Source organism: Halorubrum zhoui (genome assembly GCF_051194155.1).
In the GTDB taxonomy this organism is placed as follows: Archaea; Halobacteriota; Halobacteria; order Halobacteriales; family Haloferacaceae; genus Halorubrum.
Window position 1 is genome coordinate 96,624 of sequence record NZ_JBLZNJ010000003.1, and the last position, 24,704, is coordinate 121,327.

At 68.1% G+C, this 24,704-nt stretch carries 24 protein-coding genes; 3 read left to right on the top strand and 21 right to left on the bottom strand.

From position 1 onward, the window contains the following. Window positions 1–12: 12 nt before the first annotated feature. Together ACNTAO_RS04655 and ACNTAO_RS04660 are read right to left on the bottom strand one after the other, a co-directional pair. On the bottom strand, window positions 13–216 hold the full coding sequence (locus ACNTAO_RS04655; protein ID WP_435160800.1) for a hypothetical protein: 204 nt from the start codon (window positions 214–216) through the stop codon (window positions 13–15). 59 nt (window positions 217–275) lie between these two features. Continuing rightward, the gene (locus ACNTAO_RS04660) at window positions 276–2,474 is read right to left on the bottom strand and encodes a methyl-accepting chemotaxis protein (RefSeq protein WP_435160801.1); all 2,199 of its coding nucleotides are present in this window, start codon (window positions 2,472–2,474) and stop codon (window positions 276–278) included. A 336-nt stretch (window positions 2,475–2,810) separates the two neighbouring features. On the opposite strand from ACNTAO_RS04660, the gene ACNTAO_RS04665 reads away from it, so the two are divergent. Continuing rightward, a complete protein-coding gene (locus ACNTAO_RS04665) occupies window positions 2,811–3,677 on the top strand; it encodes a hypothetical protein (protein WP_435160802.1) in 867 nt (288 codons plus the stop codon). A gap of 34 nt (window positions 3,678–3,711) precedes the next feature. Here ACNTAO_RS04665 and ACNTAO_RS04670 read toward each other — a convergent pair whose 3' ends face one another. From ACNTAO_RS04670 to ACNTAO_RS04740, 15 genes are all read right to left on the bottom strand, one after another. Then, window positions 3,712–4,485: a DUF7847 domain-containing protein gene (locus ACNTAO_RS04670; RefSeq protein WP_435160803.1), complete on the bottom strand. Its 774-nt coding sequence runs from the start codon at window positions 4,483–4,485 to the stop codon at window positions 3,712–3,714. Window positions 4,486–4,571: 86 nt separating this feature from the next. Then, entirely contained in the window at window positions 4,572–5,588 is a 1,017-nt protein-coding gene (locus tag ACNTAO_RS04675) for an arsenic resistance protein (RefSeq protein ID WP_435160804.1), read from the bottom strand. A gap of 111 nt (window positions 5,589–5,699) precedes the next feature. After that, window positions 5,700–6,131 carry a ribbon-helix-helix domain-containing protein gene (locus ACNTAO_RS04680; RefSeq protein WP_435160805.1) on the bottom strand — a complete coding sequence of 144 codons (432 nt, stop codon included), beginning with the start codon at window positions 6,129–6,131 and terminating at the stop codon, window positions 5,700–5,702. A gap of 69 nt (window positions 6,132–6,200) precedes the next feature. Next, a complete protein-coding gene (locus tag ACNTAO_RS04685; protein WP_435160806.1) occupies window positions 6,201–7,595 on the bottom strand; it encodes a DUF6498-containing protein in 1,395 nt (464 codons plus the stop codon). A 119-nt stretch (window positions 7,596–7,714) separates the two neighbouring features. Next, window positions 7,715–8,428, bottom strand: coding sequence for a ZIP family metal transporter (locus ACNTAO_RS04690; protein ID WP_435161352.1), 714 nt, complete (start codon window positions 8,426–8,428; stop codon window positions 7,715–7,717). A gap of 237 nt (window positions 8,429–8,665) precedes the next feature. Beyond that, window positions 8,666–9,814, bottom strand: coding sequence for an ABC transporter permease (locus ACNTAO_RS04695; protein ID WP_435160807.1), 1,149 nt, complete (start codon window positions 9,812–9,814; stop codon window positions 8,666–8,668). After that, on the bottom strand, window positions 9,811–10,476 hold the full coding sequence (locus ACNTAO_RS04700) for an ABC transporter ATP-binding protein (RefSeq protein ID WP_435161353.1): 666 nt from the start codon (window positions 10,474–10,476) through the stop codon (window positions 9,811–9,813). The genes ACNTAO_RS04695 and ACNTAO_RS04700 overlap by 4 nt, the downstream gene beginning before the upstream one ends. Further along, window positions 10,473–11,681 (bottom strand): COG1361 family protein, encoded by a 1,209-nt coding sequence (locus tag ACNTAO_RS04705; protein ID WP_435160808.1) that lies wholly within the window; start codon window positions 11,679–11,681, stop codon window positions 10,473–10,475. Before ACNTAO_RS04705 ends, ACNTAO_RS04700 begins: the two co-directional genes overlap by 4 nt. Window positions 11,682–11,844: 163 nt before the next feature. Further along, window positions 11,845–12,081 carry a hypothetical protein gene (locus ACNTAO_RS04710; protein WP_435160809.1) on the bottom strand — a complete coding sequence of 79 codons (237 nt, stop codon included), beginning with the start codon at window positions 12,079–12,081 and terminating at the stop codon, window positions 11,845–11,847. Continuing rightward, the gene (locus ACNTAO_RS04715; RefSeq protein WP_435160810.1) at window positions 12,078–14,069 is read right to left on the bottom strand and encodes a TRAP transporter permease; all 1,992 of its coding nucleotides are present in this window, start codon (window positions 14,067–14,069) and stop codon (window positions 12,078–12,080) included. The genes ACNTAO_RS04710 and ACNTAO_RS04715 overlap by 4 nt, the downstream gene beginning before the upstream one ends. An 81-nt stretch (window positions 14,070–14,150) precedes the next feature. Further along, entirely contained in the window at window positions 14,151–15,293 is a 1,143-nt protein-coding gene (locus ACNTAO_RS04720) for a TAXI family TRAP transporter solute-binding subunit (protein ID WP_435160811.1), read from the bottom strand. Window positions 15,294–15,473: 180 nt separating this feature from the next. Continuing rightward, window positions 15,474–15,902 carry a universal stress protein gene (locus ACNTAO_RS04725; RefSeq protein WP_435160812.1) on the bottom strand — a complete coding sequence of 143 codons (429 nt, stop codon included), beginning with the start codon at window positions 15,900–15,902 and terminating at the stop codon, window positions 15,474–15,476. Between the two features lie 501 nt (window positions 15,903–16,403). Beyond that, window positions 16,404–17,225: a fumarylacetoacetate hydrolase family protein gene (locus tag ACNTAO_RS04730; protein ID WP_435160813.1), complete on the bottom strand. Its 822-nt coding sequence runs from the start codon at window positions 17,223–17,225 to the stop codon at window positions 16,404–16,406. Beyond that, entirely contained in the window at window positions 17,222–17,569 is a 348-nt protein-coding gene (locus ACNTAO_RS04735) for a cupin domain-containing protein (protein WP_435160814.1), read from the bottom strand. Before ACNTAO_RS04735 ends, ACNTAO_RS04730 begins: the two co-directional genes overlap by 4 nt. Window positions 17,570–17,668: 99 nt before the next feature. After that, window positions 17,669–18,970 carry a nickel pincer cofactor-dependent isomerase, group 22 gene (locus tag ACNTAO_RS04740; protein WP_435160815.1) on the bottom strand — a complete coding sequence of 434 codons (1,302 nt, stop codon included), beginning with the start codon at window positions 18,968–18,970 and terminating at the stop codon, window positions 17,669–17,671. Between the two features lie 104 nt (window positions 18,971–19,074). Here ACNTAO_RS04740 and ACNTAO_RS04745 point away from each other — a divergent pair, with 104 nt between their 5' ends. Then, window positions 19,075–20,184 carry a mandelate racemase/muconate lactonizing enzyme family protein gene (locus ACNTAO_RS04745; RefSeq protein WP_435160816.1) on the top strand — a complete coding sequence of 370 codons (1,110 nt, stop codon included), beginning with the start codon at window positions 19,075–19,077 and terminating at the stop codon, window positions 20,182–20,184. Then, window positions 20,181–21,398 carry a mandelate racemase/muconate lactonizing enzyme family protein gene (locus tag ACNTAO_RS04750; protein WP_435160817.1) on the top strand — a complete coding sequence of 406 codons (1,218 nt, stop codon included), beginning with the start codon at window positions 20,181–20,183 and terminating at the stop codon, window positions 21,396–21,398. The genes ACNTAO_RS04745 and ACNTAO_RS04750 overlap by 4 nt, the downstream gene beginning before the upstream one ends. A 73-nt stretch (window positions 21,399–21,471) precedes the next feature. On the opposite strand, the gene ACNTAO_RS04755 is transcribed toward ACNTAO_RS04750, so the two are convergent. From ACNTAO_RS04755 to ACNTAO_RS04770, 4 genes are all read right to left on the bottom strand, one after another. Beyond that, on the bottom strand, window positions 21,472–22,458 hold the full coding sequence (locus ACNTAO_RS04755) for a D-2-hydroxyacid dehydrogenase (protein WP_435160818.1): 987 nt from the start codon (window positions 22,456–22,458) through the stop codon (window positions 21,472–21,474). A 129-nt stretch (window positions 22,459–22,587) separates the two neighbouring features. Next, the gene (locus tag ACNTAO_RS04760) at window positions 22,588–23,853 is read right to left on the bottom strand and encodes an MFS transporter (protein ID WP_435160819.1); all 1,266 of its coding nucleotides are present in this window, start codon (window positions 23,851–23,853) and stop codon (window positions 22,588–22,590) included. Between the two features lie 111 nt (window positions 23,854–23,964). After that, a complete protein-coding gene (locus ACNTAO_RS04765; protein WP_435160820.1) occupies window positions 23,965–24,165 on the bottom strand; it encodes a hypothetical protein in 201 nt (66 codons plus the stop codon). A gap of 104 nt (window positions 24,166–24,269) precedes the next feature. Next, the gene (locus tag ACNTAO_RS04770; RefSeq protein WP_435160821.1) at window positions 24,270–24,587 is read right to left on the bottom strand and encodes a BolA family protein; all 318 of its coding nucleotides are present in this window, start codon (window positions 24,585–24,587) and stop codon (window positions 24,270–24,272) included. Between the last annotated feature and the right edge of the window lie 117 nt (window positions 24,588–24,704).

Genomic DNA, 24,704 nt, shown 5'->3' on the forward strand with positions numbered 1-24,704 from the left:
CACACAGCGACGCTACTCGAGATATACGTTCCCGACGGCAGCGACGACGAGTGCGGCGACGACGATCCACGCGAAGGGCTCGCCGACGAGTAGCATAAACGGTCGGAGCGCGGACGCCTCGAGCCCGAACACCACCGCGGCGACGACGACCGCAGCGAGCACCGTCGCCCCGATGACGCCCGCGATTGCCAGCACCACCGAGTCGGTTCGGTTCATACGATACGTCCCACGGTATCACACATAAAAGGGGGCTCTCTGCGGTGCTCTCGCGCCGTCTACTGCTCGTCGTCTCCCCCGTCGGCGCGAGCGCGCTCGGGTCCGGTCGCGGCGGGGGCCGATGGGCCGTCCGTGCCGGCGGCGGCGTCGCTGAGATCGAACGTCGCGACCTGGTCGTGGAGGTCGGTCGCGAGCGAAGAGAGGGTGTGAACGCTCTCGCCGACGTTCGCGAGCGAGGCGGTCTGTTCTTCGGTCACCGCCGAGACCGTACTCGCTTCCGCCGCGGTCTGCTGGCTCACGCTGGCCACCTCGTCGACCATCGCGACGACCTCTTCGGCGGATGCGGCCTGGTCGTCGGTCGCCCGACTGATCTCTTCGATGCCGGTCTCTGCTTCGCTCACCGCGCCCGCGATGGCGTCGAACGTCTCGATCGCGTCGCCGATCGTCTCCGTACCGTGCGTGACCCGCTCCCGCATCGACTCCATTCCGTCGACGGTCTCGGTCGTCGTCGACTGGAGCGCGTCGATCCGCGACTCGACGTCTGCGGTCGCCGCAGAGACGTCCTCGGCGAGGCTCTTGATCTCACCGGCGACAACCGCGAACCCCTCACCCGCCTCACCGGCACGGGCTGCCTCGATGGAGGCGTTCAACGCGAGGAGATTGGTCTGTTCTGCGATCGTCGTGATGAGCTCGACGACCTCGCTTATCTCGGCCATCTCGTCGTCGAGCCGCTCGACGTGGGCGGTGGCTTCGTCGGCGCGCGCTTCGATGGCCGTGAGCTCCTCGGTCGCCTCTGCTGCGTGTCGCTGCCCGAGTTCGCTTCGCTCGACGGCCGTCGTCGCGGTCGCGGTAACCTCTTCTGCTGACGCCGCGATCTCCTCGACGGTCGCCGAGAGCTCGTTCATCTCCGAGGCGACCTCTTGGAGGTGGTCGTGCTGCCGGTCGGCGCCGTGTGAGATCTCCTCGACCGACTCGGCCGCCTCCTGGCTGCCCGCTTCGATCTCCGCGGTGTCGTGTGCCACCGACTCGCTCGAATCGGCCACCGCGTCGGCGACGTGACGAACCGTCCCGAGGCTCTCGTCGAGACGGTCGATCCCCTCGTCGAGCGCGTCGAGTACGACCCCGTACGTGCCTGGGTAGCCGGTGTCGACCGACTGGTCGAGGTCGCCGTCACGGAGGCCGTGGCTCGCCCGACGAATCTGTGTGAAGCTCGACTCGAGTTGGTCCGTCCCGTCTTCGAGCGCCGTGAGCGTCTCACCGTACTGGCCGGGCTGCTCGGCGTCGATCTGTCGGTCGAGCGCACCGTCCCGGAGCCCGTCGCTGGCGCGCTGGATCTCGTCGAAAGAGGCGGTGAGTGCGTCGCCACCGGCGGCCACACCCTCGAGCACCGCGCCGTAGGCACCCGGGTAGTCGGTGTCGATCGCGCGGTCGAGGTCACCGCGTTCGAGCCCCGAGGCGACGGCCTCGAGCTCGGCGAAGACGGCCCGGAGGTTCGACTGCATCCGTTTGAACCCGTCGACCATCGTGCCGATCTCGTCGGCCTCGACGTGGTCGTCGACGGACGCCGTGAGGTCGCCTTCGCTCGCGGCGACGGCGGCAGCCGAGAGCTGTCGGATCGGCGGGCTGATCCGGCGAGTGACGAACGTCCCGATGGCGATCGCCGCGAGAAACGCGAGGACGGTGAGCGCGAGGAGTTCGGTCTGGGCGGTCCCCGTCGTCTCGTCTGCGGCGGCTACCTGCGCCTCCATGTCGGCCTCCGTTGAGGCGGCGAGCGCCTCAACGTCGGTCTCGACCTGGGCGACGAGCGACTCGAGTTCGGTCGCTCGGCGAGCGGCGACGGCGTCGTTGCCCGCGGCGCGCGCTTCGAAGTACGCCGTCGCGACCGCGACGTACTCCTCGTGTGTCGCCCGGAGCGTCTCGTACTGCGCGGTCTGCTCGTCGGTCAACCCGAGAGCCGTGAGTTCACGCTCAAGTTCGGCGTAGCGGGCCTGATGGGCCTGAAACGACTCGCGTGCCCCCGGCTCACCGAGCCGGGCCCGGAGTACGGCCTGCTGTTGTTTCTCCGTGACGATCGCCATCTCGGAAGCGGTGTCCATCGCGCGCCCGTCGTCGGCTATCTGGTGGGCCTGCCCATCGACGGTTCCGACCGCCGTATAGCCGACCGCGCCGGTCACCGCGACGAGCGTGGCGACCACCACGAACGCGAGCACGAGCTTTGGACCGAGTCCGAGCCGACTCAGTCGAAGTGCGTCCAACATAGATCGTTCGACCAATCTTATGACCGATATAAAAACCACGGCAGCCGATTACTACACGCGATAATTTGACTGTACCACGTCGACGACCGGAGCGTACACGCGCGACATCCCGCCAGGACACCGCACAATCCGTCTTTCTCGGCGGACGCGGCACGACCGCCGTCACGACGGCACGGCGGTCGACGACGCACTCGACTCGACCGGAACGCTCGGTCCCTGGGTGGCGTTTCCGGCCCCGGTCGAGTGAGCGCGCGAAGGCGTTTCCGGCCGCAGCCGAGTGGGCGGCTGGCGAAACCGTTTCCCCACTCACGGGCCTACCAGATGGCAGACGTGTCCATGACACGGAATCACGATCGGCTTGAGACGGCTGCCGAGACACGACCACGGCCGTCGTGGCGGCGCGTTCGAAGCAGCGTCACTCGCGCAGTCGCGGCGTTCGTGATCGGGTCGATACTCGTCGCCTCGGTGGTGGGGAGCGCAGCTCCAGCGACGGGTCAGCCGGCCGCGTCGGGATCGACGCCGGGAGCCGGACAGATACAGTACGCACCCGCGAGCGTCTCGATTACGGCCGTCGGTCCGACCGACAACGACACCGACGTCGAACGGCCGGCGACCGACACGACCCTCCGGCCGAACGAGACGACGGTCGTCCGCGGAGAGACGAACCTGCGTCCCGACGACAACGCCGTGCTCGTCGAACTGCGGACGGAGAACGGTACCGTGCTCGCCGCCAACGCGACCGACGAGTGGGGAACCGACGGGGCGTGGTCGACGACGGTGAACACGAGCGGGCTGCGGCCGGACACGTACGTCCTCGAGGTCGAAGCGGCCGGCAACACCGACCGCGTCGACGTCGAGGTGTCACCCGGGGGAGACCGGTCGACTGCGACAGCCGAGAACCAGTCGACTACGACAACGGAAAACCAGTCGACTGCGACAAGCAAAAACCAGTCGACCGCGGCGGCTGAGAACGCGTCGACCGAGACCACAGAGGACCGGTCGACCACGGCCGCCGAGACGAACGCGTCGACGGCCGACGGTGGAGCGACCGATCCTGTTGGCGAGAACGAGAGCGCCGACGCTGTGCGCGACGAGTCCACGGACTCCGCGGAGACCGGGGCGTCTGCACCCGGGTTCGGGTTCCTCGTCGCGGCCGTCGCGATTCTCGCACTTGGTGCGGTCGCGTCGATGCGCCGTGGGTGAGCGCGAGCCGATCGTCGAGTCGCGGTCGTGGCTACTATACTCTCGCCGTCTCGTCCGTGCCGCTCGCAGCGGTCGTGGTCGTGCGAGATTCTCCGTCCCGGAGCTGGCCGTACGCCGCCGCCAGCGTGCCGTACACGGCGAGGAAGAAGCCACTGTTGACGACCGTCACGGCGACGTCCGAAAGGCTCCCGAGTCCGGCGACGTCGAGGAGCGTCCCGACGGTGCCGACGAGCCCGCCCACGACGCCGACGGCGACGACGAGCAGTGAGAGCTTGAGCCGGCTCCCCCGGGCGAGCGCCCAACTCCGGCGGAGGCTGCCGATCGCGCCGCGGTCTTCGACGCCGGCCGCGAAGATGAACAGGAGGAACGACGCGGCGAGAAATATCCCGGGAAGCACCAACAGCACGAACCCAATGCTCACCGCCACCGAGACCACGAGGCCGCCGAGGAAGGTCGCGAGCGTCGCGCGGAGGATCCGCCGCGTGTAGAGGGTCGACGGGAACGTCGAGAGTTCGCGCCGGGGACGCGAGAGCGCTCGCGCGAGGACGACGAAGTAGACGGTGCTCACGACGATACCGACGAGTGTGAGTGCGACACCGACTCCGGGCGGGAGAGGCAGTGAGAGCCCGGTTGACCCGGTCGCCGCCGCCGACGCGGCCTCCGGTGGCAGGAATCCGACGACTGCGGTGTTGATGCCGACCTGCGTCACGAGTTGGATCGCGAGGAGCCCCGCAAAGAGGACTGCGCCGGTCGTCGAGAGTACGCGTCCGATGCCGTCGCTGATCGCCTGGCCGAGTTGGAGGGCCATATGTGCGGCTGCGTCGGTGGGGTGTTAAAACGCCCGGAGTCGAGCGACGCGACGGGACCGCTCGCTCGCCGTCGCCAGCGAATCGATCACCCGCGGTCGCTCACGAGCCGACCGATCGCCTCGCGAACCGACAGCCCCTCGGCGACCACGTCGCGCCGGTAGTGGACGTACACCGCCCCGAGCGGGGGCTGGATCACGTACGCCAACGCGATCGGGAGCACGGCCGCGTCGGGAACCGCGCCGGCGGCGACGACGATCGCCAGCGCGATAGAGAGGTTCCGCATGCTCGTGGCGTACACCAGAGCGATGGCCCGCTCGGTGTCCAAGAGCAGGCGACCCAGGCCGCTCCCGACGAGCAGGATCACGACGTAGAAGGCGACGAGCGGAGCGATCGTTGTCGCGGATGCGAACGGGTCAGCGAGGATCTGCGTCGACCGGAGCGTCATCGCGACGAAGACGATGAGCATGACGCCGAGCGAGGAGAGGCCGCCGAACGTCGGCTTGAGTCGTTTGAACCCCTCTGGCCCGTACCGGCGGAGGAGCCCACGGCGGGTGAGGTTCCCGGCGACCATCGGCACGACGACGACCTGCGCGAGCTGCCGATACAACGCGGTGGGGTCGAACCCCACGCTCGCGGGAACCAACACGGAGAGGTACGCGGGCAGGATGGCGACGGCCGCGAGGAGGTTGACCGCCATCGCGACCAACGCGGCCTCCAAGTCGCCGCCCGCCAGGCCAGTCCACGCCGCGGTCATCCCCGAGGTGGGGATCAGCGCGATGAAGTAGAGCCCGATCGCGTACTCGACGCTCCCGGCAAAAAAGAGCCGTGCGAGTCCGACCGCGACGAGCGGTGCGACTCCGAAGTTGACGAGCAGACTGAGGCCGACGGCCGCCGCGTGTTTCCTGACGTTGATGACCTCCTGGAGATCGATGTTGATCATCATCGGGTAGATCATCAAAAACAGGATGGGGACGACGGCCGCCCGGAGCAACCCCTTCGTCTCCGGCCCCGCGACCCCACCAAACGCCAGCCCGGCGACGAGCGAGCCGACGACCACGTACAGGAGGTTGGACTTGAGCCCACGCAGTCCGCGACGTATCACGCGGTGACCCCCCCGTCCGTCCCACGCCAACAGAGTATTGTGCGTATTGTAGCTTCCATACAATTCCACACGGCAGGTCGACACAAGAGTCTTTGGGACGGGGGCGACACACTACTCGTCGGTCGTGCGGTCGCGTTCGGCCGCGGCCGGGCGGTTGGCCTCCAGCTGCCGGTAGAGCCGGAGCAGCTCTTCGAGGAGGACCGCGTCGCGGTCACCCGGCACGTACTGGTGGTCGATGAAGTCCTCGGCGTCGCTGAACCGTCCCCGGAGTGCGAGCTTGCGCACGAACGAGACGGACTCGAAGAACGGCGGACCGTCTGCTGGCGCGTCGCTACCGAGTGCGTGTTCGGCCTCTGGTAAGACGTCGGCGCGGATCTGCTCGTAGTCGATGGTCTCCGGCTCGTACGCGTCGACGAGCTGCGTCAACACGAAGTCGGTCGAGAACCGGTAGAACTCGGACTTGCTCTCGAACTGCCCCGCGTCGACGAGCGCTTCGATTTCGTCGACGACCGCCTCGGGGAATCGAACGGTACTCTTCACCATGCGCACCGATACCGGCGCGAACCGTTTATACGTTCGTCAGACGCCCGACCGAGACGCGTGCTCGTCGGATCACACCCGAGAGAGCGCCGCCCAGAGCGCCGCCCCGATCGGGAGGAGGAAAAACGGCCCCAGTGCGACGATGATGGCGACGGCCTCTCCGGCACCCACCGCAGCAGAGGCGAAGAGCGCCACGGGGACGGCACCGAACGACGCCGCCAGCCCGACACCGGCGAGTATCACGGCCGGATCCCGCTCGGGACGCGCTTCGGGCTCGACGGGTAGTCCGAGCGTCTCGACGGCACGCTCGAGGTCGTCGACGGGGCCGAACTGCACCGTATCACCCGGCGCTCCCTCGACGCCACTGACCCGCAGCGTGCCGGTGCCGAGCAGCCGGTCGGGGATGGCGTTCGTGGTCTCGAACCGCGTCGCCGACCCGATCGGTACGGACCACTGCGGCGCGTCGAGGACCGTGTCGTACGCGACGAGCCGGTCACCTCGCCGCTGGTACTCGATGGTCCCGTATCGGAGCACGTAGCTTCCAACCCGTGCGGCCGCGGCCGTGACCAACACGAGCACCCCGGCCGCAGCAAGGCGGATGCGTCCGGCCGCGATCGCCGCGACGACCCCGGCAACGAGGAACAAGACGACCCGGCTCACGAATCCCATCGCGACCGCGGCGAGACTGCCGAGGAGGACCGGCCGACGACGCACCGTCACCCGGGCGTCGACGGGGGCGTCCGGCGTCGCGATCTCGGGGCGATCCGTGGACGTCGGTTCGTCTGTCGAGAGTCGATCCGCGAGCGACCGGAGCGCACGACCGAGCGGTCCGGTCGAGACCCGAGAGACGGAGAGGACGGTCTTGCCGACGACGACTGCGACGAGGACGGCGTTCGGACCGCCGCCGGCGAGTCCGAAGAACGCGATCGGAACCAGCGCGAGCGTGAGCTGGGCGGGCGTCCGCAGGATCTCGCGGGCAGAGACGTCGGCGTATCGGGCGTCGCCGAGGTAGTCGCTGCGAAACGACTCTGCGTGGGCGACCGCCAGTGCGGTGACGCCGACCACGAGGTCGACCGACACGCCGACCGGAACGTCGAGCACCAACCAAGCGAGTACGGCGGGGACCCCGCCGAAGAGCGTCCACGTCCCGAGCATCGAGAGTGCGAACGGGAGGTTTCGTGGGTACACCGGGGGCCAGCTCGGGCCGAGACGAACCCCGCCTCGCTTCTCGCGCAGCTCGTGGAGCGGCTCGTGGGTGCCGACGACGTCGGGCGACCCCCGCTCGGCGAACAGCGCCTGCATCGACGCGACGACCACCGTGACCGACACCTCGACCCAGTAGACGGCGAGCAGCCCGTATCGACTCCACCCCCAGACCGTGACGCCGACGAGCGGCAGGAGGTTCGCCGCGACGAGTGCGACCGTCCCCAGCGAACCGGCCGACCGCGAGACAGAGCGGGAGGGCATCGATCCAGATGTCAGGGATATAGAACGCCGGAGACAAAGACGGCTCGATCGAACGGCCACGACCCTCACACGTACCGTCGCTCGCGAGTGTGGATGCGTCGGCGACTACGGGCCGACGACTATGGGACGGCCACCAGCGCCCACGCGAGCGCGACGGCGACGCCGCCACCGATGGCGCTGCCGGCGGCGTGCGCCCGCAGTCGGTCTCGCGTGCGGTGTTCGTCGCTCTCCCGGACTGCGTCGACCGGGCAGGTGTCGCTGCCGGCGGTACACTCCGGGAGGAGGTCGACGGCGACGTGCAAGAAGACGCCCGCGGCGGCACCGAAGAGCAGTCCACGCACCACCGGCGACGGGGCGATGCCGACGATGCCGACCGGGAGTGCGACGAGCCCGACCGCCGCGGCCGGGAGGAGGAGGGTCACGACGGCGCGACCGTCGTCTGCCAGTCGGCGGGCCGCGGCGTACCCAGCAGGCGCCTTGTGCGAGACGAGCGCGACGCCGAGGATCGACGTCAGTGAGGGCATCGCCGCGTAGATCGCGCCGATGATCGCGCCAGCGGCGAGCGCGTGTGCCGTCAGCTCTGCGGCGGTGCGGTCGATCGGCAGGTCGCGGTGTGTGAGTCGGTGGCCGACCGCGTGGCCCGCGTAGCCGGCGAGGAACCCGGCGGCGATGCCGAGGCTCCCGAACCGCCCGTGTTGGCCGAGCGCCTGCGGGATCAGAAACAGCGCCGTGCTCGTCACCATCGCCCCACTCGCGAGGCCGTACCCCCAGACGGTCTCTCGCGGCGTCGCCGTCCGGGCCGCGCGCGCTCCGAGCGGTGCCCCGGCCGCCATCGCCGCGAAGGCGACCCACGAGATCGCGACCAGCTTTGGGGTCACCGCCGTCGCGAGCGCGACCACAGAGAGGACGACCAGCGCCACGACGCCTCCCACCCCGAGCGCGCGCTCAGAGACGTCGCCGATACCCCACCCAGACCGTGATCCGGTGACGTGTGGTCGGTTCATTTGTGCACAATAGCAACTATATTGTACAGATTAATAAATTGTGCGGGCGTCGTTGCCGACCCCACCTCACCCGCGGAGCGCCTCGACCGGCGGGTCGTTCGCGGCCTTCCACGCTGGATAGAGGCCACTGAGCACGCTCGCGCCGACCGCGAAGCCGAAGCCGCCCACCACGTATCGGGCGCTCGGCCACCCGAACACCAACAGCCGGTCGCCGGCGAGCACGTCGAAGACGACGAGACCAACGCCGATCGAGAGTACCCCGCCGACGATGCCGCCGAGAACACCCAAGAACGCCGCCTCCGCGAGGATCATCCGGAGGACCTCACCGCGGCGAATACCGACGGCCCGAAGTACCCCGATCTCGCCGCGGCGCTCGACCGTACTCATCAGCATCACGTTGAGGATCGCGACGCTGGCGACGACAAGCGAGATCGAGCCGATCCCGAGTAGCGCCAGGTTCAGCGTGTTCAGAAAGTTGTCGACGTCCTCCTGGGCGCTCGCGAAGCTCGAGACGCTGAGCTCCTCGTCGTCTTCGTCGTTGAACTCGGCCTCGAGCGTGTCCGCGATCGCGGTCGCCGACGCGCCGTCTTCGGCGAGGATCGTGACGCTGTCGTACTCGGCGTCGCCCTCGGCGACCGCGTCGATGGGGAGCACCAGCTCACTGCCGCCAGGGCCGAAGCCGCTGTCCGACTCGACGAGCCCGACGATCCGGTAGAGGCGGTCGTCGTACTCGACGGGGTCGCCGATCTCGAGGCCGAGGTCGCTGGCGGTGTCGTCCGTCAACAGCGCCCCCGTGCGGAGCCGGCTCGGAGCCCGGCCGGCTGACGTCTCGTACAGCGCGGCTGCGTCCGTCACGCCAGTCACCGTGACGCGCTGTGCATCGCCGCTCCGCGTGGAGAGCGTCGTCGCGTCGGAGCGCTGTGGGACGATCGCCCCGTCGACGACGACGTTCTCGATGTCGTCGAGCTGTGCCGCGGTCACGCCGTCGACGTCGCTGTCGGCACCCCCGCTCACGGAGACCTCGTTCGTGAGCGACCCGAGGTTCGTGTCCGCCTGCTGTTGGAGCGCGGCACCCGTCATGCCGAGCGAGGCGATGGCGATCACGCCGATGACGACGCCGAGCGTCGCGAGCGCGGTTCGGATGCGGTTCCGGCCGAGGTTCCGCCACGCCATCCTGGCGCTCGGGAACCGCCAGCGGAGGTCGGTCCCGCTCACGCAGACACCTCTCCGTCGACGAGCTCGACGACGCGGTCGGTGTACGCTACCAACTGGTCGTCGTGGGTGACGGCGACGATGGCGACGTCCTCGTTCGTCTTCAACGCGGTGAGCTCCTCGAGGATCGTCTCGCCGGTGTCGCGGTCGAGGTTCCCGGTGGGCTCGTCTGCGAGGACGATGTCCGGCTCGTTGATCAACGCCCGGGCGATGGCCACGCGCTGTCGCTGCCCGCCCGAGAGTTCGTCCGGCGTGTGCTCGAGCCGGTCGCCGAGCCCGACCCGCCGGAGCAGGTCGACCGCCCGGTCTCGTCTGTCGACGCCGGTGTCCCACATCGACGGCAGCTCGACGTTCTCCGTCGCGGTCAACATCGGGAGGAGGTGAAAGTCCTGAAAGACGAACCCGATCACGGAGCGCCGCTCTTCGGTGAGTTCGTCTTCGGTGAACGCCGTCACGTCCGTCCCTTTGAGTTGGACGGTGCCCTCGGTCGGCGTATCAAGGAGCCCGATTACGTTGAGCATCGTGCTCTTGCCCGACCCCGAAGGACCGATCACCGTGACCATCTCGCCGCGGTCGGCGTGGAAGTCGACGCCAGAGAGCGCCTCGATGGTCCCCTCGCCGCTCTGGTAGCGCTTCGTCACGTCCGTGAGCTGGACGACGGTCACCCCCGGCGCCATCGGACCACCCCGAGCGCGGCGACGAGCACCGCGATCACGACGCCGATTATCACCGCCGGAACGCCGCCACCAGAGTCGTCGGTGGTCGCTGCTGCCCCGTCGGTCGAGCCGTCTCCACCAGCGCCGCCGGCGGCCCCCGTCGTTGCGGAGCCGAGGTCGACCAGCTGCGTGCGCGTCCGGCGTTCGTTCTCGGCGATGTAGGTTATCTCCACCGGGACGCGCGAGACGTTCCCCGCCGTCTCGGCGGTGAGCTCGAACGTCGCGAACTCGCTCGCCTCGATGCTCCCGACGAAGTAGTCGGCAGCCGGCGGCGTCGGCGTCACCGCGCTCGTGTTCGGTATTCGGACGAGCACCGACGAGACGTCTGTGCCGCCGACGTTCGCGGCGTCGCCTTCGATACGGACGCCGGCCGCCGTTCGCGCGCGCTCGACGCTCGTGAGTCGGACTGCACCGAGCACGGCTTCGCGCTCGCCGAGGTCGATCGACTCGGTGGTGCGATACGTGTCGTCGTTCGCGGTGTACGTGAGCGTGACCGTCATCGGCGCGCCCGAGACGGCACGGGTGTCCAGCGCGACGCTCCGGTTCGTCGCTCGCGTGAGGTCGTCGAGCAGCACCCGGTCGACGACCGTTCCGTTCGCCGACGCAGTGAGCGTCACGTCGGTCCAGTCGGTGTTTCCGACGTTCTGGACGGCGACGTCGGTGACGCCATACTGGTTCGCGGGAACCGTCGTGTCGAGCTGTGCGCGAACCGTCGGCGCGTCGACGTCGACGTAGAGCGGCCGCTCGTACCTCGCGACGCCCGTCCCGTCGTCGTCTTCGACGTAGACGACGACCGAGAGCAGTCGCTCGCCCGGCTCCTCGAAGGTGGTAGGTACCGAGACGGTCAGCGAGCCGCCCGGATCGACGCTGCTCACGTCGTCGACGCGGCTCACGACGTCGAGGGTGTCGGCGTCGCGGACCCGGATCGAGTCGACGTCGACGCTGTCAGTACTGCTCGCGAGGTTCGATACCGTGACTTCGACGACCGCCGTCTCGCTGGCGATCGGCTCGGTGTCACCCACCACCGTCGCGTCGATCTGGACGTGCTGTGTCGACTCTTGGGCCGCGGCCGGCCCGACGCTGCCGGCGAGCGTCCCACAGAGGAGAGCGACCACGAGCAGGCCGGCGGCGACAGACGACCGAACGGTGCTCACCCGATCGTCCTCCGTGTCGTTCGCGGTCGGCGGGAGGTGTGAGCGTCGGGACGAGCACCGGCCGGTCGTCGCGGGAGAGTATTGCGGGGACGTACCACGATTAGGATTCGACGCGGTCGGTCAAATGGTTTGTGTTGTGCCCAGAGCGAGCGCCCGACGGCCGTTAGATGCTCGCCGTCCCGCTGGTGAAAAAGTAGAGGTACGCCCACCAGGCGTATCCGGCGGCGAGCACGAGGGCCGTGAGCACCTCGAGCACCGTCACGTACGTGTCACTGTGCGTCTCGCGGAACGCTTGGATCAGCTCGAACCGTCGCCACAGCGGCATGAGTGGCTCTGGGATCAGCTCGTCGAGTCCACCGACCTGGGTCTCGACGCCGTCTTCTGGAGCGTCGGCGCTCATTGTTCCACCCCGCGTGCGAACGGCAGCTGCAGGCCACGAGCCATCACCTTCTCGGCGACGAAGACCGTGATGAAGACCGCGACGCCGCCGAGCTTGACGGCCATCATCGGGTACGTCATCACGAGCACGCCGAGCACGGTCAGCGCGGCGCGCACGAGCAACAGCCGACCCACGGAGAGCCTGAACGGATAGTTCAGCCCGTAGATGATGGCGATCGCGCCGAGCATGACGAGTCCGCCGAGGAACAGTGTGGTGGCACCCGGCGCCATCGTGATCAGTCCCGGGTTGTAGACGAACGCGACCGGGAGCACGAACAACGGCGCGGCTATCTTCATCGCCGCGCCACAGGTGCGCCAGAAGTTCGCTTCGGCGATCCCCGCGGCAACCACCGCGGCCGTCGCCACCGGCGGTGTGATCCCGGCCAGGATGGCGGCGTAGAACATGGTGTAGTGTGCCGTGATCTCGGCGACCCCGAAGTCGGAGACGAACGTCGGCACGATCAGGATCGCGACGATGACGTACGCGGCGACGGTCGGCATCCCGATCCCCATCACGATGGCGACCGCCATCCCGAGCAGCACGGCGAACAACAGCACCCCGCCGGAGAGGTTGATCATCAACAGCGCGATCTTCGCCGGGACGCCGGTGGTCGAAAAGAGGTTCACGACGCCGCTCACCACGACCAGGATGATGGCGATGGGCGCGAGGATGATCGCGCCGCGGCGGAAGCCACGGATCGTGTTTTCGACCTGCGTTCGGAGCTCACCGACCGCGGACGTCGCCGAACCGTCGACGAGCCGCTGTAGCGGTGGCATCGTCACGCCGGTCGCGACCATCGCGACGACCGTGTACAGCGCGGAGGTCATCACGGTGTACTGTGCGATCCCGAGGAAGTAGATCAGGACGCCGAACGGCACCCCAAAGCGGATCGCCTCGAACACCTTCTGGTTGGACGTCATCGGGTCGTCGAAGAACTCGGAGAACTCCATGTCCTGGCTGCTCGAGTCGCTTATCGCCGTGTAGTGGACCGCGATGGCGATCGACGCCACGAGGATGGCCGCCGGCATCAGCCCGGCGACGACGATGTTGAGGTACGCCACGCCGAGGTACGACGCCATCACGAACGCGGACGCGCCCATGACCGGCGGGAGCACCTGTCCGGCGGTGGAGGCGACGGCCTCGATACCCGCCGCGCGGTGACCAGCCATCCCGCTCTCTTTCATCGTCGGAATGGTGAACGAGCCGGTCATCGCCGCGTTCGCGGTGTACGAGCCGTTTATCGATCCGATGACCGCAGACGAGAGCACGGCCGTCTGGGCGACACCCGACCGGATGCGCCCGGCCGCGACGATCGCGAGCCGGAGGATCAGATCGAAGGCGCCGTACGCGAACAGGAGGCCGGCGTACAGGAGGAACGGCGCGATCCACGACGCGGTGAGCTGCGTCAGCGAGCCGTAGAAGCCGTACAGGTCGGTCACCGTTGCCTGTAACAGCGTCAGTTCGGTCATTCCTGCGTGCCCGAGCACGCCCGGGACGGCGTCGCCGTAGATGGCGTACACCATCACGCCGATCACGAGTCCCAAAAAGAGGTTCCCGAACTCACGCCAGGTGAGGTACAGAAGCGAGACGATGATCAGCCGCGCGAGCATGTACTCGTGTGGCGTCGCGAATCCCTGTCGAAGCAGGTACACCGTCTCGAAGTTCGTGAAGAAGTACGCCGAGGCGGTGATGAGTACCCCCGCGGCGGGGAGTAACACCAGCGCGTCGACCCAGCTGCCTTCTTCGAGCGATTCTCGCGTCTCGTTTATCGCGTACACCGTGAGTACCCCGCCGACGAACAGCGTTCCGTACCTGACCGTCGAGATAGACTGCGTGTGCGTCCACCAGAGTGCGATCAGCCAAAACAGCACGGCAGCGAGTGTGACGGTGACGTCGAGGCCGCGAAGCCAGCGTGCGGGGCCATCGGGTTGTTCCGCGTGTGTGTCCATTGTTGAGTGATGAGTTGTGCGGTAAGGTAGTACGAATGCGCCGGCGCTCGTGCCGCCACTGAGCCGCCCCGCCGTGGGGCGTTACTCGCCGACCTGGAGGCTGTCGTCCCAGACGCCGTTGTCCTCGTAGTACTGCACGGCACCGGGGTGCACGGGGATGCTCTCTTGTGCGTATCCGAGCATGTCGCCGGCGCCTCCGAAGTCGTTGAACTGAGCCTCGCCCTCGTTCACGACGTCGTTGGCCTCGTTCACGACGCGACACAGCTCGTAGACGGCGTCGGCGTTGGCCTCGGGGTTGAACGTGTAGTTGACCTCGAGGTCCCAGGTGAACACCTCGTCCGTGCCGATGTCCTGGGGCATCTCCCACTCGCTGTAGGGCGTCGTCGTCGTCCCGGCACCCGAGAACGACTCCGCGGACTCGATGAGCGCGTCCGTCGGCTCGACGTAGTGGATGTCGACGCGGGAGGCAATCTCCTGAACGAAGCCGGTGTACCGGACGCCGGGCGTGCCGTAGGCGATGCTGGCGTCGATGCTTCCCTCCTCCATCGCGCCGGGCGCGTCGCCGACTCCCATATTCTGGATGTTCATCTGCTCGTAGACGTCCGCGGTGGGCTCTTGTGACCAGACGTCGAGGGTGGTCCCACGCGTCGAGTAACCCGGCTCCGCGGGGTAGACGTTCTTGCCGGCGAGGTCGTCGAACGTCTCGATGTCCGTGCCGTCGCGGGCGATGATGTAGATGCTGTACGGGAACGCGCTGAACCCGTAGTACGGGATGCGCGACACCGACTGCTCGGCGAACTGGCCCTCGTCGTTGAGCGCCTTGTTCAGCGAGTTGTTGTCGGTGATCCCGGCGTTGAACTGGTTCTGTGCCATCCGATAGATGGTCCCGATGTACCCCGGACTCTCGATGGTCGAGTAGTTCAGCGTGTCGCTCTCCTGGCTTACCGCGCGCTCTACGGCCAGGCCAACGTCACGGGTTCCCCCAGCAGACGTCCCGACACGGAGCTCGAGGCTCTCGCTCTCCTCGCTGCTGCTCTCCTCGCTGCCCGAATCGCTGCCGGCGTCGCTGCCCGAATCGCTGCCCCCACTGTCGCCGCCGGAGTCACTGCTCTCCTCGCTTTCGCCGCCCGATCCGCCGCCACCACTGCAGCCGGCGAGGCCGGTCACGCCAGCGACTGCGGTGCCGTACAGGAACTTTCGTCGGTCCACGGGTGTATCTGCCATGTACGACTGTGACGTTCACCCGGATACATAATAATGTATCTCTTTCTTTCAGGCAAAATGGTGATCCCGTGGCGATGCGGGCGCTGCGTTCCGGATCGTTCGAATACGTGTCAGTAGATCAGACGTACGGGCGTGAACAGCGGCGAGAAGCCCACCCGTGTGTGGATGGTCGCCGCCGCGTCACTCGGTGAGCGACACCGTCACGGGACAGGACGCCGAGAGCATCACCGATTGGGTCGTGCTGCCGAACAGGACTTTGCCCGTCGGGCTCCGTTTTCGGCCGCCCATGACGATGCCGTCCGCGTCGAACTCGTCTGCGGCCGCGAGGATTTCTTCGGTGACGTCGCCGTGTTCACGCCGCGTCGAGACGGAGACGCCGGCGTCGGAGAGCGTCTCGACGACGGCCTCGACGCTCTCCGGGTAGTTCGACTCGTCCCAGACGTCCGCAGAGCGCACCCGGCCGGCCTCCCCGGTGACGTCGAACTCCTCGAACACGTTCAACACGAGCGCGTCGATCGACTCGCTCGCACCCGGTAGCGCCGTGACCGCCTCTGCGGCCGCGAGTGCGCGATCTGTGTCTTCTCCGACGGGAACGAGTACCCGGTACATCGTACGCACCCTCAGTATCGTCCCTGATAAACCTTCCCTCCGGAGCGTAGACGTCGGTGATGCGAGGCCGGACACCGGCGAGGATAGACACCGGCGAGACCGGACACCGGCGAGGATAGACACCGGCGAGAATAGACACCGGCGAGGCCGGACACCGGCGAGAATAGACACCGGCGAGGCCGGACACCGGCGAGAATAGACACCGGCGAGTCAACCACACCCTCCCCAGTACGCGTGTGGCGGTTGTAGTGGAACGGACACGACTACGCGACCGCCGGACACCAGTTACCGCCACAACCCTCCCCAGCCGATTCGATACGTTCGTGGACGTGGTTGTGTGAACGAGACGACTGCGCGACCGCCGGACACCAGTTACCGCCACACCCTCCCCAGCCGATTCGCTCGTCGCCTGTGGCGACTCGCTCATCCCTCGCACGCGCTCGCGAGCACGCCTCCGGCGGCTCGCGAGGCGCGCGCCACCGCAATACGGTGCCGTCTGTCCTATCGCGTCACCGGTGCGTCGACCGACCCGATCGACTCGACGACCGCACGGACGTGGTCTCCGGGCTCGATGGGTGCCGCCCCGGGCGTGCCCGTGCTGAAGAGGTCGCCCGGCTCGAGCGTCATCACCCGGGAGTGAAACGCCACGATCTCTGCGGGCGAAAAGAGCATGTTGTCGACGACGTTTTCGGCTTTCATCACGCCGTCAATTTCCGTTCGGACCGAGAGTTTCGAGAGGTCCATCGGTGATTCAGGCACCGCGATGACCGGTCCTGGAACGATGAACGTGTCGTAGCTCTTTGCGCGGGTGAGAAACCGCGGATTGCGCCCTAACACGTCCTCGGCAGTCATGTCGATCACCGGCAGGTACCCGGCGACCACGTCGTCGACCGCGTCGCGCTCGACGTCTCGACACGTGCGACCCATCACCACGGCGAGTTCCGCCTCGGCCGTCACCCGCTCCGACTGCGCGGTCGGCGGGAGTCGGATCGGACCGCCGGGGCCGGTGAGCGCCGTCGACGGCTTCAGGAAGCTCGCCGGCTCCTCCGGGCGGTCCTCGTCGAGGTCGCCCGCGTGCTCCTCGTAGTTCAGTCCAATCCCCCAGAGCTTCCCGAAGCGCTCGAGCGGCGGCTCGAACGTGAGGTCCTCGCGGGGGACGCGTGCGGTCGGTGCTGTTTCGACGGCACCGAGGGTGCCAGCGGCGGCGCGGGGTAACGCGGCACGAACGCTATCGAGCGCCGGTTCGACCGCAGAGAGCGGAACAAAGCCGTCCTCGTCGCCGAGGAGCGGCCGGCCCGTCGCAGTGCGTGCGAGGTACTTCATTCCTCGCGGTCCGTCCAGAAGTCGAACGAGCGGCCCGGCGCGAAGACGTCGAGGCCGACCGCCAGCTCCTCTCCGGTGTTCTCGACGCGGTGTGGCTCGTCGGACTCCAGCAACACCGAGTCGTTCGGCGCGAGCGTGACCGAGTCGTCCGGGGTCACGACGGTGAGTTCGCCCGCCAAACAAAGACACACCTGCTCGTTCGCGTGGTCGTGCATCGGCGAAGTGTGTCCCGGCGGCTTCTCGAACCACTCGAAGGAGAACCGGTCGCTGCCGGCCATCGACACCCGACGCCAGCCCTCGTCTGGCTCGTACGTCTCGGCCTCGTCAAACGGGACCGGCTTCATCGCCACCACTCTGCACGTCCCGACCTCTCGCCGGGAATCTCGTGACTCATGCTGCGGACCATCACGGAGATCCCTGATAATCTTTCGGTCACGGGCGATTCACTCCGGGGCGAACGACGCGGTTCCGTCGGTGAACTCGACCGAGACGTCGTCGTCGACGACCTCGGCCGCCGGCGGGAGGTCCGCGACGACCGCCGCAGAGACGTGAAGCTCGCCGAGGTCCTCGGTGTTTCGGATCCAGACGATGCGGACCGTCTCCGGGTCGTACCCACCCAACGCGGCACAGGCAGTGCGGAGCGCGAACTCGTCGTCCGGGGCGACGACCGGCAGCTTCGACTTCGCGAGCGAGCCGCTCGTGAGCGCGTTCGCGTACGTCTTCTGGACGTCGAGTGCGTCGACCGCAGACCGCCGGGTGAGGTCGGCGAGGCCGATCCCGTTGCCGTTCCCCTTCGTCGCCTCGGTCAGCCCGCGGACGTAGATCAGGTCGATGGCCGGCGTCTCCGGGTCGGGCGCGTTGAGCACGCGGTATCGGCCGATGACGTTGGTGTCCATCCCGGCACCGGAGATCTCTTTGCCGATCTCGTCGACGACGAGCAGGTCGACGTCGTCGACCGGCAGCGTCGCCATCTCGTCGTACGCACGCCGCAACAGCGCCGGCTCTCGGTCGAGAAACGACCCGGCCGGGACCGCCTCGACGTGCGTGAGCGCTTCGTCGAAGTTCTCTATCAGCGCGAGGCCGCCGAGCAACGGGGTCGTCGACTCGATCGCCTCGAGTGCGGCCGAGAGCGTCTCGACGTACCCCTCAGCGATGGCGGCGGAGTGGAACGACTTCGCGCCGCGCTGCTTGCCGAGCCCGACGACCGTCATCTTCGCCAGCCCGCTCTCGATCGGGCCGGTGAAATTGGTGTGGGCTTTCACCCGGTTTACCACGACCACGCCGTCGGCCTCGCGTGCGGCCGCCGCGACGTACACCGGAACGTCGGTGTCGCCCACCGACACGGTCGCGACCTGCTCCGCGTCCATCCGGGCGTCGATCGGCGCGCCGAGCCGTTCCTCGTCCACGCCCAGCGAGGCGAGCACCTCCCGTTGGCCAGCCGCGGTCGCCCCGCCGTGGCTTCCCATCGCCGGCACCACGATTGGCTCGAACCCACGGTCGGTCGCCCACTCGACGGCCGCCGCCGCGACGTCGTCGATCCGGTGGATGCCACGACTCCCGACGCCGATGGCGACGGTCGCGCCCGGCTCGAGCGTCGAGACGTCGAGCTCGTCGAGCTCCTCACGGGTGACCGCGACGGGCGCGTCGAGAGCCTCACTCGGGGGCTCGTATCGCACGCGGACGAACGACGGGAGCGGCTGCGGGTCGATCAGGTGGTCGACGTCGCCGCGGGTGGGAAACTCCATGGGTGCGGCGTCGGTCGGGAGCCACAAATAGGGATCGCGTGGCGGCTCCGTGCGGCGGTTGCCCGTATACAGAATTATTTATCAGTAGGGATATCGGCTCTCGTATGGAGATAACTGCGGTCGAGTCGTTCCCGATCAAGCTCCCGTTGGAGTCGCCCGTCTCCTTTTCCAACCGGACGCTTACCTTCCGGGATCACGCCATCACGTACGTCAGAACCGACGAGGGCCACGAGGGAGTCGGCTACTCGCTCGGGTACGAAGGGGCCCCGCTCGTCGCCGAGGCCGTCGAGTCGTTGTTGCGACCGATGTTACTGGGCGAAGACCCACGCGACACCGAACGGCTCTGGCACGAGATGTACGACGGCACCGTCCAGATCGGTCGGACCGGGCTGTTGTTGCGCGCCATCTCGACGGTCGACATCGCGCTCTGGGACGTGAAAGGGAAGGCCGCCGGCGAGCCGCTCCACCGGCTGCTCGGCGGCCACTCGACGTCGGTCCCCTCGTACGCCAGCGGCGGCTACTACCGCGACGAGAAGGGCCACGAGGCGCTTCGCGGTGAGATGCGGCGGTACCTTGACGAGGGTCACGACGTGGTGAAGATGAAGGTCGGGCGGCTCTCGGCCGCCGAAGAGGCCGAGCGTGTCGCCGCCGTCCGCGACGAGATCGGCGACGACCGTACCCTGCTCCTCGACGCCAACGGCGTCTGGGAGTCGAGCACGGAGGCGCTCCGAAACTGTCGGGCGTTCGCCCCGTACGACCCCTACTTCATCGAGGAGCCGGTCATGATCGACCGCGTCGAGACGATGGCGACGGTCAACGACGCGATCGACTACCCCGTCGCCACCGGCGAGTTGGAGGGAACTCGGCACAACTTCGCGCGGCTGGTCGACTCGGGCGCAGCCACGATCCTCCAGCCCGACGTCACCGTCTGTGGCGGGATCACGGAGTGGCTCAAGATCGCCAACTACGCCGCGGCGTACGACGTGCAGATCGCGCCCCACTACAACTGGAACATCCACGCATCGTTGCTCGGGGCGATCGAGAACGGTCTCTGGGTCGAGTACTTCTACCGCGACATGGACGTGAAGGCGTTCGACGACGTGGTGGCGGACCCGGTCCGGCCCGACGACGACGGCGTCATCGACCTCCCGGACCGACCCGGCCACGGCGTGCCGCTCGACACCGACGCGCTCGCGACCTACGAGTGGACATGAGAGACTACTCCTCACACGTCGAACGGCGGGATCCGGCGCGCGACGTCTCGATCACGAGCCTCGACGCCTGCGTCGTCGAGGGGAACTTCGAGTGGAACCTGATCAAAGTCGAGACGGACGCGGGCGTGACTGGCATCGGCGAGGCGTATCGCGGCGGCGGCGTCCCGGAGCTCGTCGAGTACACGAACCGCTTCCTCGTCGGCGAGAACCCACTGGACGTCGAGCGGCTCGTCCGGTACATCTTCCAGGAGATGTCCGGTCACGGCGGGACGACCGGCAAGGTCGTGACGGCCGCCTCCGGGATCGAGATCGCGCTGTTGGACGCGGCCGGGAAGATCCTCGACCTCCCCGTCTACCAGCTGCTCGGCTCGAAGTACCGCGACGAGGTGCGGCTCTACTGTGACTGTCACGCCGGCGAGGCGTACGCCGTCGAAGACGGCGCGACCGCCTACGCCGACGCCGAGGCGTACTCACCGGAGGCGTACGCCGCCGAGGCAGCCCGGGTGACAGACATGGGGTTCGACGCGCTCAAGTTCGACCTCGATCTCCCCGCGGACAACGACCCGGACCCGTACAACGGTCGACTGACGAACGCCGCGATCGCCGAGAAGCGCGAGATCGTCGCCGCCGTCCGCGACGAGATCGGCGACGAGATCGACCTCGCGTTCGACTGTCACTGGGATTACTCCGTCGAGAGCGCAAAGCGGCTCGCCTACGAGTTAGAGCCGTTCGACCTGATGTGGCTCGAAGACCTCGTGCCACCGGAGAACATGGCGGCCCAGACGGAGGTCACGAAGGCGACGCGCACGCCCGTGGCCACCGGCGAGAATCGCTTCCGCGTCTTCGAGCTCACCGACCTGATCTACGACCACGGCGTCGACGTCGTCACGCCCGACCCGACCACGGTCGGCGGGCTCACCGAGACGATGCGAATTGCCGACCGCGCCGAAGAAAACTACATACCGATGTCGCCACACAACGTGTGCAGCCCGGTCGGGACGATGGCGTGTGTCCACCTCGGTGCCGCAGTACCGAACTTCGACCTCCTCGAGTTCCACGCGCTCGAGGTGCCGTGGTGGGACGATCTGCTCGTCCGCGAGGAGCCCCTCATCGACGACGGCGTCATCCAGGTCCCGGAGGCACCCGGGTTAGGGATCGAACTCGACGAGGCGGTCGTCGACGCGCACCTGCTCGACGGGACGACCGGCTGGTGAACACGACAGGGCACCGTGTGTGACCGATCGGATTCGTGTGTGTGTCGGACGCGCGGCGTCGGCCGCACACAGCTCACACGACCTGATTCTGTAGGGCGTCGTACGTTCCCGCCTCGGCGACGCGTTCGAGGTTCGCGACGAGTATCTCCGCCCGTCGCTCGAAGTACTTCGGGGTGTGACCGGCGGTGTGAGGAGTGATGAAGACGTTCTCGAACCCCCACAGCGGGTGAGACTCCGGAAGCGGCTCCGGATCGGTGACGTCGAGTGCCGCCCCGTGGATCGCGTTCGACCGGAGGGCGTCGACGAGGGCGTCGGTGTCGACGACGCCACCGCGGGCGACGTTGACGACGATGGCGTCGGTCGGAAGCGCCTCGAGTGCGGCCGTGTCGATCAACCCGCGCGTGGTCTCGGTGAGCGGACACGAGAGCACGAGGACGTCGGTCTCGACGAGCGCCGGGAGCAGCGCGTCGTAGCCGACGACCTCGTCCGTCGGCCCGCCCGCGGATGGGCTGTGGCGCACCCCGATCGTCTCGACGTCGAACCCGGCGAGCCGCGAGACGATCGTCTCGCCGATCGCACCCAGTCCCACGACGGTGACGGTGCTGCCGGCCAGCTCGGCGAACGATTGGAACCGTCGCCACTCGCGGCGTCGCTGCCGCCGGCGTCCCTCGTCGAGTCGGCGGACGAACGTCAGTATCCACCCGAGGACGTGCTCGGCGATGTTGGGTCCGTGGACACCGGAGGCGTTCGTGACGGCGACCCCCCGAGCGTCGAGCGCGTCGAGCGGGAGGTGGTCGACCCCGGCGGCGTTACACGCGAAGAGCTGGAGCGCCGGGGCGTCCTCGAGGTCGGACTCGGAGAGCCGCTTGCCGGCGACGACGGGTGCGCGTGCGAGGAGCCGACGCCGGTCGGCGGCGGTCCGAGCGAGCGCGACGGTGCGGTCCGGGAGTCGCCGGTCGAGGATGTCGGCGTACTCGGCGGCTGGGATGCCGTGTGCGTCGTGGTCGAGCACCGCGACGTCGACGGCGGACGGATCGGAGACGGACGACTCGATGGGCATGTCGTGGGGGTCGCCGCCGACCCACAAAGTACCGCGGGTGGCGGCGAGTCGGACCCGGACGACGAGACGCGCGCGGCCGTGAGGCGAGCGTGAGCGGACGCAGAGGCGAACAACACGGCTGCGATGTGCTCACGACGGGGACTCCCACTCCGCCATGCGGATCGGCGGAGCGCGACTCATCGCGAGGAGACAGCCGATACCGACGACGGCTCCGACGACACCGGTCGCCAAGCCGACGAGCCTGACCGCCGGAACGAACGCCATCTGCGCGGTCGCAACGGCGATCGCCGCGCCCATGGCGATCGGCGTCAGCGTCGCGGCCGCGCGGCCGCTCCCCTCGCTCAGGCTCACGAGCCCACCGCGCAGTCCGGCCGGTGCCAGCGTCGTCACGACGCTCCGATACATCGAGAGCACGAGGCCGAATCCGGCACCCATGAGGACGACGCCGACCGCGGCGATCGACAGACTCGTGGCCAAAAACACCGTTCCGAGGCCGACGCCCATCGACGCGTTCGCCGCGACGAGCGGGTACAGTCGTGACTCGAATCGAGCCGTGATTCGGCCAGTCTGTGTCGCCGCGAGCGCATAGGTGAGACTCGCCAGCGCGGCGAGCAGCCCGGCCTGTGCCGGCGTCCCGCCGAGGACGTCGACGACCACGATCGAGTTGTACGTCAGGAAGCCGAACCACGCGAGGTTCGCGGTGCCGCGGGCGACGACGATCGTCCACGCGCGTCGGTGTGCGAGCAGCCGTCTGAGCCCCGCCAGCTGGTCGTCAAGGGCGGCGTCGGAGCCGGTCGTCGCGTCCGTGTCCATCGGTTCTTCGAGGTGTCGGTAGACGATCGCCGCGATGGGGAACGCGACCGCGTAGAGCAGAAACGGGTACCGCCAGCCGACTCCGACGAGGACGCCGGCGACGAGCGGGAACGCGGTCTGTGAGAGCCCCGAGCCGGTGAACCGGAGCCCCTGTGCGGTCGCCTCTTTGGTCCCCGCGTAGAGGTCACCGAGGCTGGTGATGATGATCGGCGTGAGCGCGGCGAACCCGATTCCCTGGAGCAGCCGCAAGGCGATGGCGGCGCGGAAGGTGTCGACGAAGGCGATGGCCGTCCCCGTCAGCCCGAACCAGACGAGTCCGAAGATCAACACCGGGCGACGGCCGTACCGGTCGGAGATCACCCCGGCGATCGGGATGACGACGACCGCCGGGCCGGTGAACGCCGACATGAGGAGTCCCACGCTGGCCGCAGTCGCACCGAGCGGCTCGACGAGCGACCCGAGCACTGGAGAGAGGAGAGCCGTGCCGAGCGGCGGAAGCACGTTCACGAGGAGCAAGAGCTGGAACGACCGCTCGCGGACGATTCCCGACTCGGTACCGGCGATCGACGGCGTCGAAACCACGGTGTGCTGGTGGAGGCAACTCCGCTACATGTGGCTACGTTTTCCGGCAGAGACCGGGGGTTCGATCGGGGACGCGACGACGCTGGCGACGACCGGCCCCGCCGAGGCGTCCTACCGACGGGCAGTGATCCGCGCGGCCGCAACACCGAGGACGAGAAGCAACACGCCGATGAGTGCGTTGACGGCGACGCCGGCTATCGACCCGTCGGTCGCACTGACGGCCGCGACACCGAAGAACACGACCGCACCGAGGAGGTGTACTGCGACGACGGCAGTCGGAACGTTCGCGCCGGCTTCGAACCCGAGTTGCATACCGCGTGTACTGACCCGGACAGGAAAAACACGGTGGTGTGTGCCGGCGACCACTGGCTTCGGGTCGGCGTCGCCCGCGTCTCGTCGCCTCCGGACTCGGCGCGCTACTCCTCCGGAGCGAGCCCGGCTGCACGGAGGTCGTCCGTGAGCCGACCGTCACCGTGTTCGGCGTACGCGTCGGGGGTGTACGTCTTGATTTCGAGTGCGTGTACCGATCGCGTCATGTGGTCGCCGACGGCGTCGTAGACGCGCTGGTGCTGGTCGACGAGTGACTCGCCCGCGAAGGCCGGTGAGACGACGACGACGCCGAAGTGGGCGTCTTCTTCCTCGTGGTCGTGGACTCGAGGCATGCTGACGTGCGCGACCGCGTCGGGAATCTCGGTCTCGATCAGGTCGGTGATCGTCTCGGTGTCGACGGTCATATCCACCGTCTGACCCGAACGAGCAAAAACCGACCGGACGTCCCGGATGGTGGACGCCGTCGGTGACGACGTCCGCGGGTGACGAACGATCCGCCTAAATCCCTTGCCGAACGACGC

Coding starts and splice junctions, on each gene's coding strand:
- ACNTAO_RS04665 (WP_435160802.1), top strand. CDS start 2,811: ATGACACGGAATCACGATCGGCTTGAGACGGCTGCCGAGACACGACCA.
- ACNTAO_RS04740 (WP_435160815.1), bottom strand. CDS start 18,970: ATGGAGTTTCCCACCCGCGGCGACGTCGACCACCTGATCGACCCGCAG.
- ACNTAO_RS04735 (WP_435160814.1), bottom strand. CDS start 17,569: ATGAAGCCGGTCCCGTTTGACGAGGCCGAGACGTACGAGCCAGACGAG.
- ACNTAO_RS04745 (WP_435160816.1), top strand. CDS start 19,075: ATGGAGATAACTGCGGTCGAGTCGTTCCCGATCAAGCTCCCGTTGGAG.
- ACNTAO_RS04655 (WP_435160800.1), bottom strand. CDS start 216: ATGAACCGAACCGACTCGGTGGTGCTGGCAATCGCGGGCGTCATCGGG.
- ACNTAO_RS04765 (WP_435160820.1), bottom strand. CDS start 24,165: ATGCAACTCGGGTTCGAAGCCGGCGCGAACGTTCCGACTGCCGTCGTC.
- ACNTAO_RS04715 (WP_435160810.1), bottom strand. CDS start 14,069: ATGGACACACACGCGGAACAACCCGATGGCCCCGCACGCTGGCTTCGC.
- ACNTAO_RS04770 (WP_435160821.1), bottom strand. CDS start 24,587: ATGACCGTCGACACCGAGACGATCACCGACCTGATCGAGACCGAGATT.
- ACNTAO_RS04720 (WP_435160811.1), bottom strand. CDS start 15,293: ATGGCAGATACACCCGTGGACCGACGAAAGTTCCTGTACGGCACCGCA.
- ACNTAO_RS04660 (WP_435160801.1), bottom strand. CDS start 2,474: ATGTTGGACGCACTTCGACTGAGTCGGCTCGGACTCGGTCCAAAGCTC.
- ACNTAO_RS04670 (WP_435160803.1), bottom strand. CDS start 4,485: ATGGCCCTCCAACTCGGCCAGGCGATCAGCGACGGCATCGGACGCGTA.
- ACNTAO_RS04755 (WP_435160818.1), bottom strand. CDS start 22,458: ATGCCCATCGAGTCGTCCGTCTCCGATCCGTCCGCCGTCGACGTCGCG.
- ACNTAO_RS04680 (WP_435160805.1), bottom strand. CDS start 6,131: ATGGTGAAGAGTACCGTTCGATTCCCCGAGGCGGTCGTCGACGAAATC.
- ACNTAO_RS04750 (WP_435160817.1), top strand. CDS start 20,181: ATGAGAGACTACTCCTCACACGTCGAACGGCGGGATCCGGCGCGCGAC.
- ACNTAO_RS04710 (WP_435160809.1), bottom strand. CDS start 12,081: ATGAGCGCCGACGCTCCAGAAGACGGCGTCGAGACCCAGGTCGGTGGA.
- ACNTAO_RS04725 (WP_435160812.1), bottom strand. CDS start 15,902: ATGTACCGGGTACTCGTTCCCGTCGGAGAAGACACAGATCGCGCACTC.
- ACNTAO_RS04685 (WP_435160806.1), bottom strand. CDS start 7,595: ATGCCCTCCCGCTCTGTCTCGCGGTCGGCCGGTTCGCTGGGGACGGTC.
- ACNTAO_RS04690 (WP_435161352.1), bottom strand. CDS start 8,428: ATGGCGGCCGGGGCACCGCTCGGAGCGCGCGCGGCCCGGACGGCGACG.
- ACNTAO_RS04730 (WP_435160813.1), bottom strand. CDS start 17,225: ATGAAGTACCTCGCACGCACTGCGACGGGCCGGCCGCTCCTCGGCGAC.